14 protein-coding genes are annotated in these 19255 nt (G+C 66.9%); 4 read left to right on the top strand and 10 right to left on the bottom strand.

Going from position 1 to position 19255, the window contains the following annotated elements; all coding sequences use genetic code 11:
* Window positions 1–23 precede the first annotated feature (23 nt).
* The 3 genes from QX128_RS23840 to QX128_RS23830 are packed head-to-tail and all read right to left on the bottom strand — an operon-like array spanning window position 24 to window position 3481.
* Window positions 24–608, bottom strand: coding sequence for a DUF1254 domain-containing protein (locus tag QX128_RS23840; RefSeq protein WP_315804202.1), 585 nt, complete (start codon window positions 606–608; stop codon window positions 24–26).
* Window positions 605–1186 carry a DUF1214 domain-containing protein gene (locus QX128_RS23835; protein WP_315716128.1) on the bottom strand — a complete coding sequence of 194 codons (582 nt, stop codon included), beginning with the start codon at window positions 1184–1186 and terminating at the stop codon, window positions 605–607. The genes QX128_RS23840 and QX128_RS23835 overlap by 4 nt, the downstream gene beginning before the upstream one ends.
* A gap of 15 nt (window positions 1187–1201) precedes the next feature.
* Window positions 1202–3481, bottom strand: a complete 2280-nt coding sequence (locus QX128_RS23830) for a PBP1A family penicillin-binding protein (protein WP_315804200.1) — start codon at window positions 3479–3481, stop codon at window positions 1202–1204.
* Between the two features lie 342 nt (window positions 3482–3823).
* On the opposite strand from QX128_RS23830, the gene QX128_RS23825 reads away from it, so the two are divergent.
* Both QX128_RS23825 and QX128_RS23820 read left to right on the top strand, forming a co-directional pair.
* Window positions 3824–4336 carry a YcgN family cysteine cluster protein gene (locus QX128_RS23825; RefSeq protein WP_315804199.1) on the top strand — a complete coding sequence of 171 codons (513 nt, stop codon included), beginning with the start codon at window positions 3824–3826 and terminating at the stop codon, window positions 4334–4336.
* Between the two features lie 168 nt (window positions 4337–4504).
* Entirely contained in the window at window positions 4505–6088 is a 1584-nt protein-coding gene (locus tag QX128_RS23820; protein WP_316238683.1) for an MDR family MFS transporter, read from the top strand.
* 181 nt (window positions 6089–6269) lie between these two features.
* Here QX128_RS23820 and QX128_RS23815 read toward each other — a convergent pair whose 3' ends face one another.
* From QX128_RS23815 to QX128_RS23800, 4 genes are all read right to left on the bottom strand, one after another.
* A complete protein-coding gene (locus QX128_RS23815) occupies window positions 6270–8003 on the bottom strand; it encodes a cell envelope biogenesis protein TolA (RefSeq protein ID WP_316238682.1) in 1734 nt (577 codons plus the stop codon).
* Between the two features lie 12 nt (window positions 8004–8015).
* A complete protein-coding gene (locus QX128_RS23810) occupies window positions 8016–10133 on the bottom strand; it encodes an OmpA family protein (protein WP_316238681.1) in 2118 nt (705 codons plus the stop codon).
* Between the two features lie 258 nt (window positions 10134–10391).
* The gene (locus QX128_RS23805; RefSeq protein ID WP_316238680.1) at window positions 10392–11984 is read right to left on the bottom strand and encodes an MBL fold metallo-hydrolase; all 1593 of its coding nucleotides are present in this window, start codon (window positions 11982–11984) and stop codon (window positions 10392–10394) included.
* A gap of 46 nt (window positions 11985–12030) precedes the next feature.
* On the bottom strand, window positions 12031–13563 hold the full coding sequence (locus QX128_RS23800; protein WP_316218084.1) for a thymidine phosphorylase family protein: 1533 nt from the start codon (window positions 13561–13563) through the stop codon (window positions 12031–12033).
* 389 nt (window positions 13564–13952) lie between these two features.
* On the opposite strand from QX128_RS23800, the gene QX128_RS23795 reads away from it, so the two are divergent.
* A complete protein-coding gene (locus tag QX128_RS23795; protein ID WP_315716136.1) occupies window positions 13953–14117 on the top strand; it encodes a Flp family type IVb pilin in 165 nt (54 codons plus the stop codon).
* A 199-nt stretch (window positions 14118–14316) separates the two neighbouring features.
* On the opposite strand, the gene QX128_RS23790 is transcribed toward QX128_RS23795, so the two are convergent.
* From QX128_RS23790 to QX128_RS23780, 3 genes are all read right to left on the bottom strand, one after another.
* Window positions 14317–15813, bottom strand: coding sequence for a porin (locus QX128_RS23790; protein WP_316218083.1), 1497 nt, complete (start codon window positions 15811–15813; stop codon window positions 14317–14319).
* Between the two features lie 404 nt (window positions 15814–16217).
* Window positions 16218–17219, bottom strand: a complete 1002-nt coding sequence (locus QX128_RS23785; protein WP_315804192.1) for a LysR family transcriptional regulator — start codon at window positions 17217–17219, stop codon at window positions 16218–16220.
* Window positions 17220–17633: 414 nt separating this feature from the next.
* Window positions 17634–18608, bottom strand: coding sequence for a Ku protein (locus tag QX128_RS23780; RefSeq protein WP_316238679.1), 975 nt, complete (start codon window positions 18606–18608; stop codon window positions 17634–17636).
* 263 nt (window positions 18609–18871) lie between these two features.
* On the opposite strand from QX128_RS23780, the gene QX128_RS23775 reads away from it, so the two are divergent.
* Window positions 18872–19024: a hypothetical protein gene (locus tag QX128_RS23775; RefSeq protein WP_009027687.1), complete on the top strand. Its 153-nt coding sequence runs from the start codon at window positions 18872–18874 to the stop codon at window positions 19022–19024.
* The last annotated feature ends 231 nt before the right edge of the window (window positions 19025–19255 follow it).

Here is a 19255-nt window from a genome sequence, read left to right as displayed (position 1 = left end):
TTCATTCCGGACGTCGTATTGACTTATCGTTTGCCGCGCGGCTTCTCGGCCTTGGCCGGTGCCTCGGTCTGCACGCCGCAGCTCGCCGCTGCAAGGGAGGCCTGCGCCTGCGGCATGAGACCCGGCTCGGCGGCCAAGGCCTTCAGCACGATCAAACCGGTCGTCGTCGGCGAATCGATGATCAGCCGGTCGGCGGCCGTGATCTCCTCGTCCTCGGGCAGGTCTTCGTGCTGCGCCTCGGTCATCAGGTTGAGCTCGATCACGCGCTTGCCGGCGGAGCGGTCGTTGATGGCGTAGTAGGCGATCTCGTTGCGCGTGTAGAACGACACCGACGTATAGGCCTGGCTCACCGGGACCGTGAGCTTCAGCGGGCCGTCGGACAGATCGTAGCGGCAGATCGCCATCGCGAACGCCGGATCCATGAACGGCATCGGTGAATTGCCGGGATCGGCCAATGGCAATTGCGTCACGGCGTTCAGCTTGGTCATCGGCGTCAGCCGGGAGTAGGCGTCTTGGGTCGAGATCCGCGGCAGCGCCAGCACGCTGACGAGATGGACCACGCCGCCGAGCAGCACGCCGACCACGATGGTGAACAGCAGCCGGATCATGATGGGCAGCCTACTGTCGTGATCGAGGGCATCGGCGCGTCGCGCTGCGTGCGGGTCGCGACGCCGACCGGCGTGTCATAGAGCCGCAGCATCAGCGCATAGCGCTCGATGCCGCCGGTCGGCAGCCAGTTGCCGGAGCGCGAGCGTGCGGCGACACGGATCTCGAACGAGCCATCGGCGCCTCGCACCAGTTCCTGGCTGGTGAAGCCGTAGCGCTGCAGCGTGTTGGCGACGAGGTGGCCCTTGCGGTCGTACAGCGTGAGCGTCCAGAAGCGGGCGGGCGGCGTCACGCCGCTGACGAGGATGTCGCAGCGCCCGTCGAGCGGCTTCCTCTTGTCGTCTGTGGTGGCGGTGAAGGCCACGCCGTCGCCGGTGCCGATCGGCAATTCGCCATTGCGGGTGATGGTCGCGCGCGCATAGGGGTCGACATCGGCCGTGCCGGTTTTCGGACGCGCCGTCCAGGCGCCGATCGTCAGCGTGCCAAACTCGGTGCCGCGGGTCGTCGTCATCCAGGTCGCGCCGATGCCGACGCCGGTGGCGATCAGGAGCGTGACCAAGGTGATGAAGAGCAGCCGCACGGGGGATCGCTGACGTCAGTTCTTGCGCAGGGCAGGGGTGGCGACGCCGTCGGCCGTTGCCGCGGCGTAGTTCTCGGGGAAGGCGAGCGCGCTCGATGAGACCGGCTTCGCGGGCTTGCGCGGATCCGCCGGCGCGCTCTTTTCGGCGACGCGCGCGGCATCGTCGAGCATCTTCTCGACCTGAACCAGCACCTCGGCGCCGCGGCGGGTCAGGATCGGCGGCGGACCGGGCTTGATCTCCAGGGTCTTCGGCTGGCCGGCCTGTGCCATCGCGGCGGACGCGGACTGCGGCAGCTTCTCGCCCATGCCGACGCCGGGCAGCTCCTTGACCTCGACGCCCTGATGCGCGGCGAGCATGATGTCGTGCCATGTCTGCGCCGGCAGCGAGCCGCCGGTCATGCGGTTGGTCGGCGAATAGTCGTCATTGCCGTACCAGACCGCGCAGGTGAAGTTGCCGGTGTAGCCGACGAACCAGGCGTCGCGATACGCATTGGTCGTGCCGGTCTTGCCGGCGGTCGGAATGCCGTCGAGTGCGGCGCGGCGCGCGGTGCCTTCGCTGACGACGTGGCTCATCATGCCCGCCATGTCGGCGGCAACCGAGGCCGGGATCGCCTGCTTCGGCTTCGGCCCGTCACGGTCCCAGCGCCAGACCAGGTCGCCGGCGCCGGTACGGACCTCCAGCACCGAATGCGGCGTCACCGCCTTGCCCTTGTTCGGGAAGGTCGCGTAGGCGACCGCATGCTCCAGCACCGTGACCTCGTCGGAGCCGATCGGCATCGACGGGGTGTCGGGCAGCGGCGCCTTGAGGCCGAAGCGCCGCGCGACCTCGATGATCTTGGCGCGGCCGGCCTTCGGACCTTCCTTGCCGCCGAGCGCGATCGACAGCTTGACCGGCACGACGTTGATCGAGCGGGTGATCGCCTGCGTCAGCGTCACCGAGCCCGAATAGGAATGGCCATAATTCTGCGGGCACCAGTTGCCGATGCAGACCGGGCCGTCGACCACGATCGAGGTCGGCTTGAAGCCGTTCAGCAGCGCGGTGGTGTAGACATACGGCTTGAACGAGGATCCCGGCTGCCGGTAGGCGTCGACGGCGCGGTTGAACTGACTGGCACCGTAGTCGCGGCCGCCGACCATGGCGCGGATGCCGCCGTCCAGGTCGGAAACGACCGTTGCCGCCTGGGTCGCGTGATAGTCGCGGCCGAACTGGCGCAACTGGTTCTCGATCGCCTCGTCGGCCGCATGCTGCACGGTCATGTCGATCGAGGTCCGCACCACGAAGACGCGCTCGGTGTAGGACTTCGGGAACGTGTCGACCAGCTTGCGCATCTCGTCGAACGCATAGTCGAGGAAGTAGTTCGGCGAGCTCTCGTCGCGGCGGTCGACCGCGAACGCCGGGTTGCGGCGGGCACCGAACACCTGGCCCTCGGTCATGAAGCCGGCATCGACCAGGTTGTCGAGCACGACGTTGGCGCGGGCGCGGGCGGCGGGCAGGTTGATGTGGGGGGCGAACTTGGTCGGCGCCTTGAACAGGCCGGCCAGCATCGCGGCTTCGGCGAGGTTGATGTCGCGCACCGACTTGTTGAAATAGAAGTGTGCCGCGCCGTCGACGCCGAAGGTGCCGCCGCCCATATAGGCCCGGTCGAGATAGAGCTTGAGGATCTCGTTCTTGGTCAGGCGGGTTTCCAGCCAGATCGCCAGGAACGCCTCGTTGACCTTGCGCTCGATGGTGCGCTCGTTGGACAGGAACAGGTTCTTGGCGAGCTGCTGGCTGATCGAGGAGCCGCCCTGGCGGACGCCGCCGGCCTGGGCGTTGGTGACGAGGGCACGCGCCGTGCCGGCGATGTCGATGCCGAAATGGTCGTAGAAGCGGCGGTCCTCGGTGGCGAGCGTCGCCTTGATCAGATTGTCCGGGAAGTCCTCCAGCGGGATCGAGTCGTTGTGCTTGATGCCGCGGCTGCCGATCGGGTTGCCATAGCGGTCGAGGAAGGTGACGGCGAGGTCGGACTTCTTCAGCCAGTCCTCGTCGGCGGTCTCCCGGAAGGCAGGGATCGCGAGCGCCAGCATCAGCACCAGGCCGCCGAGTCCGATCGTGGCGGCCTCCGACAATGGCTCGACGAACACCCAGCGTTTCCAGCCGCCGACATAGAAGCGGTCCATGAACGCGGAATAGCGCTCGTAGAGCTCACGGGTGCCGCGCAGGGAGGAGAACAGCGCCGAATCGAAGCGGGCGTCGAGATCCAGGCGGAAATTGTTGATCCGCTTCTTCCAATCGTCTGGAATGATCTGCCGCACGGGAACCCTGGTCGTTTCGAAAGCGTGTCAGCTGGCTTCGAAAGCACTCAGCAAGTGGGCTGGGGGCCATCGAAGGGTCTTGCGCGATTGTTGCGGCAAACCCATGGCACCGCACAGTCAGCCGCCCGAACCCGAGCACCTGACCCCAAGCCGCGTGCCGGCGCCGCCGCCGGAGTGACTCAATCATCTATCTAGCCGAGCGGGGGTCACAAACCAATGGTTCCGCTCACAATTTGATGCACAAAGCTAACGTGCCGCTGAAGCCGGCAAAGCCCCTTGCGCGGCTCGGGGCCGGGCACCTAGATGGCGGCCACGCCACACGCCCTCTTTGAGAATCGCCCGATGACCGCACCGCTCAAACGTCCCTCGGGCCAGGAGGGAATGTTCTGGAAAACCAAGATCTTGGAAGAGATGTCCGAGGCGGAATGGGAAAGCCTCTGCGATGGCTGCGGGCGCTGCTGCCTGGAGAAGCTGGAAGACGAGGATACCGGCGACATCTACTTCACCCACATTTCCTGCAAACTCTTGGATGCCGGGCTATGTGCCTGCAAGGACTACCCGAATCGTTCTGAACAGGTGTCGGATTGCGTTCGCCTGACACCTGAGAACGTCCGCACCCTGACGTGGCTGCCGCCGAGCTGCGGCTACCGCCTCGTGGCGGAGGGGCGCGATCTCTACTGGTGGCATCCTCTGATCTCGGGCGATCCTCAGACGGTACATGAAGCCGGCGTCTCGGTGCGCGGCCGGGTCGAGGGCACCGAGGAGGACGTTCCGGACGACCAGCTCGAGGACCACATCGTGCAGTGGCCGGTGCTGCTGCCGAAGCGGGCCAAGCTGAAGCGTCGGCCGAAATAGCGCGATCACCTCGCGCCCGCAGCAAGTCACGATGATGCGACCGTTCCCGTGCTGTCGGAATGCACCCATGCACCCGACCCGCTGCCGCACGGGAAAATTATGCCTTAAGTAGTTCGCCAGTCGGCGAATCCGCGCGGCGATGTCGCGCCCGGGCACAGCATTCATCCCATGAACAAGTTTGATCGGCAGACGCATTACCCTGCCGCGTCCCAGTCCTTGCCTGAAGAGATTGCCGCCGAGCTGCCGGCCATTCCGCCGCAGGTGCAGGCGATCGAGGATGCGCCGTCGCTTGCGCCGCCGGTGCCGCTGACCCAGGCCGAGGTGCGCACCATCCTGATGAGCCTGCTGCTGACGATGTTCCTGGCCGCGCTCGACCAGACCATCGTGGCGACGGCGCTGCCGACCATCGGCCGCGAGTTCCAGGACGTGACCAACCTGTCCTGGGTGATCACGGCCTACCTGCTGGCGTCGACCGCGGTGGCGCCGGTGTTCGGCACGCTGTGCGATATCTATGGCCGCCGCTCCATGATCATCACCGCGCTCAGCCTGTTCGTGGTCGGCTCGGTGGTCTGCGCGCTGGCACCGAACATGCCGGTGCTGATCCTTGCCCGCGGCCTGCAGGGGCTCGGCGGCGGCGGCATCATGCCGGTGGTCCAAACCGTGATCTCCGACGTCGTCAGCCCGCGCGAGCGCGGCCAGTATCAGGCCTATTTCAGCGGCGTCTGGCTGCTGGCCGGCCTGCTCGGGCCGGTGATCGGCGGCTTCTTCGCCGACCATCTGCACTGGTCGATGATCTTCTGGATCAACGTCCCGCTCGCGATCGCCGCGCTCGCACTGCTGCTGCCCAAGATGGGCCGGCTGCCGGTCTATCACCGGCTGCGCAAGGTCGACTGGGCCGGTGGCCTGCTGCTGATGGCCTCGGCCGTCGTGTTCATGCTGGTGCTGACCTGGGGCGGGCACAAGCTGGCTTGGCTGTCGCCCACGCTGCTCGCGATGATCGGCAGCGCGGTGGCGCTGGGCTTAGCCTTCGTCTGGCACGCCAAGCGGGCCGATGAGCCATTCCTGCCGCTGTCGCTGATGGGCGGCACGGTCGTGCCCTACGGCATGCTGGCCAGCGGCTGCGCCCTCGGCGCGCTGATCGGGCTCACGGTCCATCTGCCGCTGTACTACGAGCTGGTCTATCATTTGACCCCGAGCCAGGCCGGCCTCGGCCTGATTCCGATCGCGGCGATCTCGACCTTCGGTGCCGCGATTGCCGGTCGTACCATGGCCCGGGTCAAGCACTACAAGCGCGTCGCCATCGTGGGCACGATCATCGGCACCATCGCCGCCGCGGTCATGACGGTGACGACGCCGTCGCTATGGGTGCTGATGGTGCTGCTGTCGATCTACGGCATCGGGCTTGGCACTGCGTTCCCGATCTCGGTGGTGTCGCTGCAGAACGCGGTGGACCGCTCCCAGATCGGCACCATCACCGGCGCGATGAACTTCTTCCGCTCGATGATGTCCTCGTTCACGGTCGCGGCCTTCAGCGCCATCCTGCTGATGGCGCTGGGCGCCGACATCTCGCTGGCAGAGGGCGCTCATGGCGCCGTCAGCGGCATTGCGGAAGCCGACATGATCCATGCCTTCCGCTTCGTCTATGCCGCGGCCACCGCGATGCTCGCCTGCGCCTCCGTCTGCATGATGCTGATGGAGGAGCGGCCGCTGGCCGGCCCGTCGCGGAATGAGGCCGTGGAGCTGGCGGAATAGGGCCGTAGGGTGGGCAAAGGCGCCCGGCAGGACAGCCCTGCGAAGCACGCTGTCGCGCGCCGTGCCCACCATCGTCCAGCACGGCCGCGGCGAGACGGTGAGCACGGCGCCACCACGAGCGCGCGTGAGGCGAGGGCGCGACAGCGCCTTTGCCCACCCTACGGTTCGCCCGTCGGCGCAGCTACTCGCGCGGCTGAACGATTTCGATGTTGTCCTGCCCGCGCGAGCCATCGTCGAGCGATGACTTCACCAGACCGGCCTCGACGCGTTTCGCGAATTCGGTCGTGCCGCCGCTCGCCAGCTCCCTGGCCTGGCTGATCCATTGCTCGCGCTCGATCCGTCCTGCGAACGCCAGATACGAGCCGACCCATTTGGCGTGCTCGGCGGTCCAGGCCGCGATCTGCGCGAAATGCCAGATGCCGAGGCCGTGCAGCCGCGCCTCGTTCTGCTTGCCGATGCCCTTGATCAGCTTGAGATCGTCGGCCTGGCCGCCGCGCGGCGCGACGAGCCCGAGCGGGCGGGCGCCGCCATGGGCGTCTTCGTTCTCGACGGGCGGCATCAGCGCCGGCAGGTGGGCCAGGAGGTAGCTCGCCTCGTCCTCGCTCAGCGGCGTGTCGGCGTGTTCGTCGATGGTGATCGCGCCGGACTTCACCGCGCTGGAATGCGCGGTGTCGAGGCCGGCCGCGAGCAGCTTGGCCTGCGCGATCCAATGCTCGCGCTCGATCCGGCCGGGGAAGGCCATGTGATGGCCGACCCAGTCGGCATGCGCTGGCGACCACGCCGCGATCTGGCTGAAATGATGCACGCCGATGTCGTTCAGGATGCGCTCGTTCTTGGGTCCGATGCCCTTGATGAGCTTGAGATCGTCCGCGGCGCCCTCGGGGGCGGGCAGGGCCGGCGGTCTGTCGTCGGCCGCGGCCGGGCTCTCCGGGGCCGCTGATGCGGCCACCTCGGCGGCGAGCCGTTCCGCCTCGGCGTCCGCGGCGAGGCGATCGGCTTCCGCCCGTGCGGCCGCTTCGGCGGCCAGGCGATCGGCCTCGGCCTTGGCGGTCGCTTCGGCCGCGAGACGCTGAGCTTCCGCCGCGGCCTTCGCAACGGCCTCCGCCGAAAGACGGTCCGCTTCGGCTTTCGCCGCTGCTTCGGCGGCCAAGCGTTCAGCTTCGGCCTTCGCAGCCGCTTCTGCCGCAACACGATCGGCCTCTGCTTTCGCGGCGGCTTCCGCAGCGAGGCGGTCGGCTTCGGCTTTCGCGGCGGCCCCCGCAGCAAGGCGATCGGACTCGGCCTTCGCCACCGCCTCGGCAGCGAGACGTTCGGCTTCGGCCTTCGCTGCGGCTTCAGCCGCCAGACGATCAGCCTCGGCCCTTGCCGCGGCTTCCGCGGCGAGCCGCTCAGCCTCGGCCTTTGCGGCCGTCTCGGCGGCCAGCCGCTCGGCCTCCGCCCTTGCAGCGGCTTCGGCCGCAACACGTTCGGCTTCAGCCTTTGCGGCAGCTTCAGTGGCGAGGCGGTCGGCCTCGACGCTGGCTGCAGCTTGCGCAGCCGGGGAAGGGCTGTCCGCCCAAGGACGAGCCGCCGCGGTTGCGCCGGCGAACGCGACGCTGTTTCCAGGACCGCCCGGCGACATCGCACTGGTGTCACCCAGCCCGACATATTCCTTGAGCTGTCCGCCGATCAGGCAGCCGAGCACATAGGCGCCGACCATCAGCAGGCCGACCTCGAGCCACAGGCCGGCACGTCCGGGCAGCACGCTCAGCAGCGCCATCAGGATCCCGATGACAAGGGCGAGCGTCGCCGGCAGCAGCCAGCTTCTCAGCCAGTCCGGCCGCGGCTCGTCCGACCAGGTGCGCCAGCCGACAAAGCCGCCGATGCCGGCGGCGAGGATGATCCAGAACGGAAATGTCGCAAGGTCGTACATCATGATGTCAGCGCCTCACTTGACGACGAATTCGATGCGGCGGTTCTGCGCGCGGCCTTCGGCCGTGTCGTTGGAGGCGACCGGCTTGTTCTGGCCGTAGCCCTCCGAGGTCATGCGCGAGGTGTCGATGCCGGCGTCGCCGATATAGCCGACCACCGCCGCCGCCCGGCGCTTCGAGAGGTCCATGTTGTCAGCTTCGTCCCCGACATTGTCGGTGTGGCCCTCGATCGCGATCTCGGCGTCCTTGCAGCGCTGCGCAACCTCGATCAGGTGGTCGAGCAGCGCCAGCGAGGCGCGGCTCAGCTCGGCGCTGCCGGTGCTGAAGCGGATGCGGCCCTTGGCGAGCAGCCCGTTGAACGCCGGCTGGCACTCCGCGACCGCCAATGGTGGGCCTTCCGGCTTGAGGCCGATCTTGACGTCGTCGAGCTTGAAGCCGCTGCCGACCGCGTCGGCGAGCTCCTTGCGGACCTGCTCGGCCGACTTGTCGTAGATGGCGAGCCCGTCGACCGTGATCGCCGCATCCTTCGCCGTCAGCGCGCCGGACCACAGCCGCGCCAGCGCCGGGAACGTCGCCTTCAGCGACTGCACGTAATCCTTTGGCGCACCGTCGCCGATCTTCAGGCCGTCCTCGACCGTCTCGGTGATGAAGGTCGTCGTGGCGGCGTCGACGAGATCGCGGCGGGCGGCATCATCAGGCACGTAGCCGCTCAGCCTGACACGGCCATCCTGCTTCTGCAGTCCGAACGCGTAGGGCGAGACCGGGCCGTCGCGGACGTCGATGGATGCGAGCGCGAACGGCGCGGGCAGGGCGCCGGCCAGTTGCTCGCGCACGGTCGCGCCGGTGACATTGGCGAGTCCCACGCCCCTGAGCGAGACCTGGGTGTCGTTGATCTCGGCGCGCCCCTGCGCAAGCTTGGCGAGCTGCTGCAGCAGGCTCGCGCTCGCTTTGGCAACGTCGCCATCGGGGGCGCCGCGGGCGATGCCGATCTGGCTCTTGATCGGCTTGCCGTCGAACTGTCCGCTGGCAGAGGCCAGCATCGCCTCGCGGGCGGTCGCGCTCGGCGCGAGACCTGTGAGGCTCAGGCCGGTGCCGTCGAACTCCGCCGACCAGCGATAGGGCTTGATCTCCGGCGGCAGAATGTCGGCCTTGGCCAAGGTCAGCCCGGCCGGCAGCTTGCCGACGCCGGCCATCGTTTCGTCGTAGGCGGCGGTCGAGGGTGCTTCGCCCGAGATCGCGTAGGTGGCGTCGGAGATGACGACGCGGCCCGTGCTCAGCCTGGCGAGCTCCGCAAGCGCGTAGGACGTGTAGGCACCGAAATCACCGTCAGGCGCGCCGCGTGCGATCTGCATCTGATGCATCACCGACGTGCCGGGCCAGGCCTTGGTCGCGGCGGCCTCGAGCGCGCGCCTGATGTCGTCGTTCGGGACGACGCCGGACATCACCAGCGTGTTGCCCTCGCGGACCGCGCTCCAGATGAAGGGCTTTGCCTCCGGCGGCAGGATCGCCATTTTGTCGAGCACGGCGCCGCCCGGCAGCTGCCGCGTCGCGGCGACGCCGGCCTCGTAGACGTCCGATGAGGCGGCGGCGCCTGCGATCGAATAGGCCTTGTCCGCGAGCGCGAACGTGCCGCCATTGAGCTTGGCGGCCTGGACCGCTCCGTGGCTTGCGATGGCCGCGAAGTCGGCCGGAGCCCCCAGTGCATAGGAGAGGCGATCGACCACCTCACCGCCGGACGAACGGACGGCATTGAGCACGGCATTGCGAACGGCGGGCGTCGGCACCGCGCCTTCGAGCACGAGCTGGCCGCCGTTTCGCGTGGCGCGGAAAGCATAGGGCTTCGGTGTCGGCAGCTTGTCGTAGGTACCGTCGACGAGCCGGACGCCATTGACCGTGGCGGCGTCTGCCAGTTTCGTCGACTGGTCGGGACTGAACTCCGGCCCTGCGATGCGAACGTCGCGGCCCGCGACCGAGACCTTGAGCGCTGCGGCCGTATCGGGGACGGCGGCGGCAATGGCGGCGCGGACTCGCGGCGCAATGTCGTCCTCGACATCAGCCGTCTTGAAGCTCATGGCGGCGAGCCACAGCACGGCAACAGCGATCAGTCCCGCCCACCATTTCGATGGTTGATGCATGTGAGAGCCCCTCGTTTCCCCACCTGCGCCCGGTTCACCCGGATCGTTCCGTTGTTATGAACCACGTGCCGAGCCTATCAGAACAGCTCCCGGAGACCAGCCGTCGGCACGTTGTGTGTTTCAATATGCACAAGCTGCAGGAGCGTCGCCGTCTGCGAGCTTCGCACCGCACCTGATCGTCCTCAGGGTGCGATCAAAGTGTGACCGTTCGACGACGAACATCGCAGGCGCGCAGCCTTCGCGGCGGCGCCGCTCGCATCACTCTTCCAGCGCCCGGCGCAGGCGGCGGATGATGACGCCGCGGGCGCGGTCGTCAGCGGCCTGCTCGATCCGCTCGTGGATGTCGAGCAGCAGGCCCGACATGTCGTTGTGCCAGTCCAGCCGGGTGACCGCCTCCGGCGCCAGCCGTCGCCGGCGTGCGACGTCGAGCGGCGTCGGCACCGCGGTCGTCAGCTCGTAGACGTCGTCGAGCAGGGGGGAGAACACTTTCGCGGTCGGCACGATGCGCTCGGCGACGCGTGCTGCCAGCGCCGTGATCGCGGCCTCCTCGCCATGGGACAGGAACAGGCCGCGCGCGATCGGACGGCGGGCCGCGATCCAGCGGGCGATCTCGGTGCCGTCGGCGTGGCCGGAATAGTCGTCCATCATGCGGATGCGCGCCGCGACCTTGATCTCCTCGCCCTGGATGCGCACCGCCTTGACGCCGTCCTGAAGGAAGCGCCCCAGCGTGCCGTTGGCCTGGTAGCCGACCAGCAGCACGGTGGCGCGGTTGTTCCACAGCCAGCGCTTGAGATGGTGGCGGATGCGACCGGCATCGCACATGCCGCTGGCGGCGATGATGATGTGGAAGCCGGTCAGCTTGGCGATCGCCTTGCTTTCATCGACGGTCTCGGTGAAGCGCAGATGCGACGACGACAGCAGACGGCCGACATCGCTGCCGCCGTCGAGGCTCTCGGTATGCGCGCGGAACACCTCGGTGGCGTGGATCGCAAGCGGCGAATCCAGGAACACCGGTGCGGCCGGAATCTCGCCGCGCTCCATCAGGCCGACCAGATCGACGATCAGCTCCTGCGTCCGTTCGACCGCGAAGGCCGGGATCAACAGCGCGCCCTTGGCTGCTGCCGCGTCGCGCACCTCGCCGGCCAGACGGCCGCGGCGCAGCTCCGGCGTGGTCGGCTCGCGAATGCGGTCGCCATAGGTGGCCTCCGAGATCACGTAGTCGAAACCTTCGGGCGCTTTCGGGTCCGGCTGCAGCAGCTTGGCGTCGGGCCCGACATCGCCGGAGGCGAGCAGCCGCAGCGGCCCGCCGTCGGCGCCTTGTCCTGCGAATTCGATCTCGATCGAGGCCGAGCCCAGCAGATGCCCGGCATTCCAGTAGCGGGCGCGAACGCCCGGCACGATGTCGGTCCAGGTCTCATAGGCGACCGGCTGAAAGTATTGCATCGCCGCGATGGCGTCGGCCTGGGTATAGATCGGGCTGACCTCGCCGCGGCCGCGCGCGATGTTGCGGCGGTTCAGCGCCAGCACCTCCTGCTCCTGGATGTTGCCGGCATCGGGCAGCATCCATGAGCAGAGATCGATGGTGCCGCGGGTGGCGAAGATCTTGCCGTCGAAGCCCATGCGCACCAGCTTCGGCAGCAGGCCGCTATGGTCGATATGCGCATGCGTCAGCAGCACCGCGTCGATGTCGGCGGGACGGAACGGAAAGTCGCCGTAGTTGAGCTCCTTCAGCGTCTTCTGTCCCTGGAACAGGCCGCAATCGATCAGGAACTGGCTCTTGCCGCTCCGCACCAGACAGCACGACCCGGTCACGGTATGCGCGGCCCCGCAGAAGCGAACGGTCACACTCATGCGGCGGTCTCCCGAGAACTCTGGATCGACGATTGCTGACGGTTCATCACGAACGACCATTCGCGCCGTCGGCGAAGCCATAGCCGTGGTTGGCGGCGGCTGCGGCTGCGGCCAGATCATGCTCCGACGGATCGCAGGTGAACACGCGATAAAGTGGCTCACCCTGGTCGACGCGATCGCCGATCTTCTTGAACAGCATGATCCCGGAGCCCTTGTTCACCGGCGCGCCGGCGGTACGCGCCAGGCGATTGAGCCGCAGGCAGTCGATCGCGGAGACGATGCCGTCGTGCTCGGCCTTGACGTCGAAGGCGAGATCGCCGAGCTCGCTGCGGCATTCCGGTGGCCCCTGGGCATCGATGATCTTCAGCATCTGCCTGAGCGCCGCGCCGCTGTCGAGCAGCTCGCGCGCCCTGTTGTAGCCGGCGCCGCCGCGCAGCTTCGGATCATATTCGAGCAGATGCGCGGCGAGCCGCAGCGACTTCTCGCGCAGGTCCGCAGGCGCCGACGGCTCGTTGCCCAGCACCGCCATCACGTCACGCGCCTCCAGCACGGGGCCGATGCCGTTGCCGATCGGCTGGCGGCCGTCGGTCGTGATCACCTCGACCTTGAGCCCGAACCGGTCGCCGACGAATTCGAACAGCTTGCGCAGCCGCATCGCCTCCGCGCCGCTGGTGAGCTTGGCGGTCGGCCCGACCGGCAGGTCGAGCAGCAGATGCGTCGAGCCGGCGGCCAGCTTCTTCGACAGGATCGAGGCGACCATCTGCTCACGGGTGTCGAGGCTGAGCGGGCGCTCGACCGAGATCAGGACGTCGTCGGCCGGCGACAGATTGACGTGGCCGCCCCAGATCATGCAGCCATTGCAGGCCGCAACGATCGACTTCATCTCGTCGGCGCCGACATTCACCCGCGCCAGCACCTCCATCGTATCGGCGGTGCCGGCCGGCGAGGTGATCGCGCGCGACGAGGTTTTTGGAATGGTCAGGCCGTGGGCGGCGACGATCGGCACCACCACCATCGAGGTGCGGTTGCCGGGGATGCCGCCGATGCAGTGCTTGTCGACCACGACCGGCTCGGGCCATTTCAACTGCGTGCCGGCATTGGCCATCGCGCGGGTCAGCGCCAGCAGCTCGCCGGAGCTCATGAAGCTGGCTGAGCCGATCAGGAAGGCGGCGATCTCCATGTCCGAGTAGCGGTAGTGGGCGAGGTCGTCGATCACGGCCGCGATCGCCTGGTCGCTCAGGGTCTCGCCGCGGATCTTGGCACGCACCGCTTCCAGGCTCTCGGGCGGGGTCGCCGGCGACACCGTCGCCAGCGTGCCGGCGGCTTCCGCGAAGCGCCGCATCGCCGGCTCCGACAGGCCGATCTCGTCGGGGCCGACCAGCGCATCGTCGTCGGTGATCAGGAGGGTCGCCAGCAGCGTCCGCGAGTTGCAGCGCAGCTCGACGCGGCTGAAGCCGCGGAAGACCTCGGGCCGCAACGCCTTCGAGCGTCGGGAGATCACGACCACGTTCTCGCGGCCGGTGTCGAGCGCGACGCTGCGGATCTTGAGCTGGGGACGGGCGGAATCTGTTGTGCTCATGGCGGCCAAGATACCCCTTAAGCCCGTCCACGCCATGGCCGTTGACGCAGATCATGCGGCCGGCCTCCCCCGGGGCCGACCGAATTTTTTCTCAATATGTCCGGGCAAGGGCCGAGCTCGGCGATCGCCGGGCCGGCCTGCCGAAGGCGTGGCAAGCAGAAATAAAGCTCAATCAATCCAAATGTTTGCGGATCAGTCGGCGGCGCGGCTGCGTGCCGGATCAGAGAGCAAGGGCGGGGCCGGGGGCCGGCGCGGCGGGCCCGCCAGGTACCTGATCGGGTTAACTGATTGTTCAAGCGGATGACCGAGGGTTTTCGCTGGGGCGTCCGTCCCGGCCTGCGCGCGCCGTTCCGGCGCGATCCCATGATCGAGCCCGACCGGAGAGGTAGATGCGGCAGTTGATTGCGAGCTTCCTGAAGAATCAGGCTGGCGCGACCTCGATCGAATACGCCATCATTGCCGGTGGATTGAGCATCGTGATCCTGGCGGCCGTGAATGGCCTGGGCTCGGGGCTGAGCAGCAAGTTCACCGCGATCAACACCTCGATCAAGTAGCCGGCCGGTCACGCCGCCGCGCGATCAGGTCAGCGCTGCGATCATCGCGGTCCGACAAGTCACAGGCGTCGTGACCCGCACGACGCCTGCCGCATTTCGCCCCATCCCTCGCGACGCGCCGCTCGTCTCCACGAACGAAGCTTCCGGCGGGGGCATCGCCGGAAGCTCGTCGAGCGGTCAGAGGTTCAACGGCCCAGCTTCAAAAGTTACGCTGGGCGCGCAGCAGCATGCTCACCGTGTCCTGGTCCTTGAGCTGGTAGGTCGCGGCCGGCTTGGCCGTGCTCGTGACGGCCGGAGCAATCGCCGTGCCCGAGAATTTCTGGTCGAGGTGGCTGTAGGTCACGTCGGCCGAGAAGGTCAGGCCCTTGACCGGCGTCCATCGGGTGATGAGGCCGATCTGACCGAGATTGAAGTCGGGATTGCAGGTCGAGCCCGCCGTGAGCATGCCAGTGGCGGCAATGCCGGCGCAGACGAGAGCCGAGCCCGTCTGACCATACTTCACCTGGGCATAGGCGCCATACAGCGCCGTATTCCAGCGCGGATCCCAATTGTGGGTGAAGGCGCCGCGCATGCCCCAGGTCTGCACGGTCGACAGGCCCGTGCCGGTGCCGAACACCGCGTCGCCGACGCCGGCGAAGCCGATGCTCTGATAGGCGCCGGCCACGCCCGTGCTGCCGTACATCGAATAGGTCGTGTTGGCGAGGCTCTGGAAGTTGTAGCGGCTCGCGCCGTCGGTGTAGACCGCCTGCAGGTTGACGACGTCGCCCGGACCGGTGGGGATGTTCTTGATGGACAGCGCCAGTTGCGCGGCCCAGCCCCACTTGTCGGAGGGATGACCCGAGGTCTCGGTCGCACCGTAATAGGCCGCATGATTGTCATGCGCGGCGAACGATGCCTGGAAGATGCCCCAGGCCTGGTCGACGCGAACCATGCCGATGATGTCGGGCGCGACGGTGCCGCCGAAGGCGCTCGAGCCGTAGTTGCCACCGAGCACGCCGGCCGCGGTGATGCCGGAGGTGTTCCAGATGTTGGTGGTGAAGAACTGCGTCTGGTCTTCCAGCGAGATCGCGGCGGTGATGCCCTGGCCGAAATCGGCGGTGTAGGTGAACTGGTTGACGCCGTTGTTGGAGCCGCTGCCGCCGACCAGGCCGTCGAAATTGTTGCCGGGATAATTGGTCCAGGGCGCGTCGAAGGTCGACACCGCCTTGCCCATCGTGAAGCCGGCGAACTGGATGAAGGCGTAGTAGACGCCGACGATGCCGCCCGAGATGGCGTCGCCGGTGTAGGACGTCGCGCCGGCGCCGGTGCCGCCGTAGGAGCCCGAGGTCCAGTTCAGCACGGTTTCGAAGTAGGTGCGCACCACGCCATATTCGGTCGCGGTGCGTGTATCGATGTTCAGATCCTGGCGCGAGCGAGTCTGGTAGCGATTGCTCAGGCGGTTGTCGGCGCCGGCCTGCCCCGAATAGGCGCCACCATAGTTGCTGTTGGTCCACAGCGCGGTCTCGGCACGCAGATAGCCGCCGAGCTTGATGCAGGTGTCGGTGCCGGGAATGTAGTAGAAGCCCGTGCCGTAGAGCGAGCACACCTTCACATATTCGACGGCCTTGGCCTTCAGCGGAAGATCCGCGGCCTGAGCCGCAGCGGCGGACAGTATCACTGCTCCCGTTCCGAGAAGCAGGCCCCTCAACGTCTTCATTTCCGTTTCTCCGGTTGACGGCGATGCACACGGCCCCCCGCGTGTCGCCTCTGGCTTCGCCAGATTGCCGCTCTCACACCTCTGATTCCGACGACGGCTCGATCGGCGCGACCGGCGGAATGGTTGAATGAAGTGTGCATGAGCCAATTTCGATTTGATGAATGTGCTCTGCCTTGTTCGAAGCCCACTCGATCGTCGTTAACACGCTGCTCGCACGCACCAGCATCGACGCAGTGACGCCGCGGTTTTGGCCTCGCGGTGTCGATTTGTTAATGGTGATAATCGTGAATAGGCTAGATGGGAATCCCGAACAATCCCGGGCGCTCAGCGCAAACTGCGCACGTCATTGTGCTTCCGCGGCGCCGTCGGTGACGCGCGAAGATTCTCAGGCCACACGTGAAATATCAACGGCGGTTGGGCTCGACGTGCATCGACGCTCGGTGTGACGTCGCTGCTACCAACCCGCGTGCATCGTAATCCGCCGCGCGCGACATTGCGTCCAGCGTGACGCCGCTGCGCCAGCGCTTGACGAAGTCGAGAAAGACCTGCAGCGGCATCGGCGGTTGCCGGCGGCTCGGATGGTACAGGAACAGTCCGGGCGTCGCGTAGCGCCAGCCGGGCAGCAGCCGCATCAGCCGTCCTTCGGCCAGATGCGACTCGATCATCGGCTCGACCAGATAAGCAACGCCGATGCCGTCGAGCGCGGCATTCAGCGCGAGATCGAAGTCGTTGACGATAAGAGAGCCGTCCACGGCAATCTCGGTGCGCTCGCCGCCCTTTTCGAAGATCCAGGGCTGCAGCGTATCGTCGGCAGGGACCCGATGCCGGATGCAGTTATGGGCCTGGAGATCCTCGGGAACGGCCGGCGCGGGATGCGCCGCGAGATAGCCGGGGGCAGCAACCGCAACGAAGCTGCACTCGTCGAACACGCGGATGACCTTCATGTCGCGCTCCACCCGGTGTCCGGATCTGATGCCGGCATCAAAGCGATTGCGCACGATGTCACTGTTGGTGTCGTCGACAGCCAGTTCGATATGGATGTCCGGGTATTCGGCCAGGAACGACCTGATCAGGGGCCCGAGCCCTCTCACGGCGAACACACGCGATACGGTCAGGCGCAGGGTGCCCATCGGCTTGTCGCGGAACGCGTTGATGCTCTCGATGGCCTGGTCGACCCGTTCGAGAATCGGCTGGATCTCCGCCAGCAGGCGCTCGCCGGCCTCGGTGAGGGCCACGCTGCGCGTCGTCCGGTTGAACAGCCTGACGTCCAGCCGCTCCTCGAGGCTCTTGATGGTCTGGCTGATGGTCGGCAAGGAGCAGCCGAGATGAGCGGCCGCCTTGGTGAAGCTCAACGAATCCGCGACGGCTGCGAAAGCGGAGAGCTCGGACAGCTGAACCCGTGCCATCGCTAGGCGTACTGCGCCCGGCGTTGGTCCGCATCGTGCTGAAACATCCACATCCCCTTGATACGCCGCGTCGTGCGGCTGGGACGACTTCGCCAGCGTCGTCCCGACCCATCAGGCACATCGATCTTCCGTCAGGAAGCTGACGCCCGGATCACCATCCCGCGGGGCAGAGCTAGGCGCGACGTGATCATTCCGCAAGCATCCAAGTGATGTCGAAACGATCACGAATCCGCGCCTGATCGCCGGATCGCCATCGCCGGATCGACTTACCTGACCAACGCAGATATTTCCTGCGCCAATCGGAATGCGGTGGCGCCACACGCGGTGGCGAACCCGCGGCAACACTCGGAACTCGCCGCCGAGCGATCGTGATGCACAGGATTGGTACGCCGTGCGAAGGTTCGGAGGTCGCTCTCAACTGGCCTTGCGCGAGCGTGCGGTGGTCCGCGCGGTCTTGTCCGACTTCTTCGGCTCCTCGGCTTTCTTCGGCTCGTCCTTGGCCTTCTTGCCGCTGATCGGCAGCAGCATCTCGCGCTGGCCTTCGACGCGCTTCTTCGGCTTCTTGGCCTTGGCCTTCGGCGCGGGGGCGGCCGCGGCGGGCGCCTTGTCACCCTCGCCGGCAAGGCTGCGCTTCAGGGCGTCCATCAGGTTGATGACGTTGCCGCTCGACTTCGGCGCGGTCTTGGCGGCGATCGTCACGCCGCTGCGCTTCTTGTTGATGAGCTCGATCAGCGCGGCCTCGTAGTGATCCTCGAAGGTCTCCGGCTGGAAGTCGGCCGATTTCTTCTCGACGATGTGCTTGGCGAGATCCAGCATGTCGCCGGTGATCTTCACATCCTGGATGTCGTCGAAATACTCGTCCTCGCTGCGCACCTCGTAGGGGTAGCGCAGCAGCGTTCCCATCAGGCCCTTGCCGAGCGGCTCCAGCGCGATGATGTGCTCGCGGTTGGTCAGCACGACACGGCCGATCGCGACCTTGTCCATGCTGCGGATGGTCTCGCGAATGACCGCGAAGGCATCATGGCCGACCTTGCCGTCGGGCACGAGGTAATAGGGGCGGATCAGATAGCGGCTGTCGATGTCGGTGCGCGGCACGAACTCGTCGATCTCGATCGTGTGCGTCGATTCCAGCGCGATGTCGTCGAGCTCGTCCTTGGTGACCTCGATGTAGGTGTCGGTGTCGACCTTGTAGCCCTTGACGATGTCGTCGCTGGCGACTTCCTCGCCGGTCTCGGCGTCGACCCTGCTGTATCTGATGCGGTGGCCGGTCTTGCGGTTGATCTGGTTGAAGGAGACCTTCTCGGACTCGGACGTCGCCGGATAGAGCGCGACCGGACAGGTCACGAGCGACAGGCGCAGAAAACCCTTCCAATTGGCGCGCGGGGCCATTCCTCAACTCCACTCAACTGCAAACTGACGGGCGTGCTCCCCCGGGACCGGGCTGCTGCGGACATAGTTGTCGGTAGCTGCCGCGAGGATAACACCGCAGGCCCCGGATTCAACAAGCGTAGCTGCAGATTCTGAGAGCGGCGTTAACTGGTCGCAGCCGTGTCCGTCCCGGAACATCATCTGGCGGTCGACGTTGCCAACGGGAGCAAGTGAGGGAGCGCGATACCGCGCTCGATATCGAACAGCAGCGAGCTGAGGGCGCCATGGCAACAAGACGAGGGTCGCAGATCGTCGAAACTCCAACCGAAGCGCGGCAGGGCGAGCCCGGCCCGTCGGTCCTCGCGATGCTGGCCATCTCCACGGGGCTGGCACTGCTGGTCCTGGGCCTCGTGTGGTTCGTGTTCTTCCACACCTGAGAGGCACATCGCGAGGTCGGCCGGCTGCGTGACGCCGCGGCCGACGCCCTTCGCCTGGTCACGAAATCCAGCCCGGCCATTCCCATGGCCGGGCTTTTCATCGTGGTGTCCCGGAGCTTATATCCGCCCCAATTCTGTCGGCCCCTGCCGGCGGTCCCGATCGAGATGACCAAAAAGTAACCTGGTCGCTCGGGTTCCGTTCATGCACGGTTCACGGCCTTCCGGTTCATC

It is taken from the genome of Bradyrhizobium sp. SZCCHNR1015 (assembly GCF_032489875.1).
Lineage (GTDB): Bacteria > Pseudomonadota > Alphaproteobacteria > Rhizobiales > Xanthobacteraceae > Bradyrhizobium.
Note: the sequence above shows the minus strand (reverse complement) of the source record. Positions and strands in the feature narration are given on the sequence as shown.

Excerpts from the sequence above, each read along its gene's own strand:
- QX128_RS23780 (WP_316238679.1), bottom strand. The coding sequence starts at position 18,608 with ATGGCCCCGCGCGCCAATTGGAAGGGTTTTCTGCGCCTGTCGCTCGTG.
- QX128_RS23800 (WP_316218084.1), bottom strand. The coding sequence starts at position 13,563 with ATGAGCACAACAGATTCCGCCCGTCCCCAGCTCAAGATCCGCAGCGTC.
- QX128_RS23805 (WP_316238680.1), bottom strand. The coding sequence starts at position 11,984 with ATGAGTGTGACCGTTCGCTTCTGCGGGGCCGCGCATACCGTGACCGGG.
- QX128_RS23825 (WP_315804199.1), top strand. The coding sequence starts at position 3,824 with ATGACCGCACCGCTCAAACGTCCCTCGGGCCAGGAGGGAATGTTCTGG.
- QX128_RS23785 (WP_315804192.1), bottom strand. The coding sequence starts at position 17,219 with ATGGCACGGGTTCAGCTGTCCGAGCTCTCCGCTTTCGCAGCCGTCGCG.
- QX128_RS23810 (WP_316238681.1), bottom strand. The coding sequence starts at position 10,133 with ATGCATCAACCATCGAAATGGTGGGCGGGACTGATCGCTGTTGCCGTG.
- QX128_RS23775 (WP_009027687.1), top strand. The coding sequence starts at position 18,872 with ATGGCAACAAGACGAGGGTCGCAGATCGTCGAAACTCCAACCGAAGCG.
- QX128_RS23815 (WP_316238682.1), bottom strand. The coding sequence starts at position 8,003 with ATGATGTACGACCTTGCGACATTTCCGTTCTGGATCATCCTCGCCGCC.
- QX128_RS23840 (WP_315804202.1), bottom strand. The coding sequence starts at position 608 with ATGATCCGGCTGCTGTTCACCATCGTGGTCGGCGTGCTGCTCGGCGGC.
- QX128_RS23820 (WP_316238683.1), top strand. The coding sequence starts at position 4,505 with ATGAACAAGTTTGATCGGCAGACGCATTACCCTGCCGCGTCCCAGTCC.
- QX128_RS23795 (WP_315716136.1), top strand. The coding sequence starts at position 13,953 with ATGCGGCAGTTGATTGCGAGCTTCCTGAAGAATCAGGCTGGCGCGACC.
- QX128_RS23790 (WP_316218083.1), bottom strand. The coding sequence starts at position 15,813 with ATGAAGACGTTGAGGGGCCTGCTTCTCGGAACGGGAGCAGTGATACTG.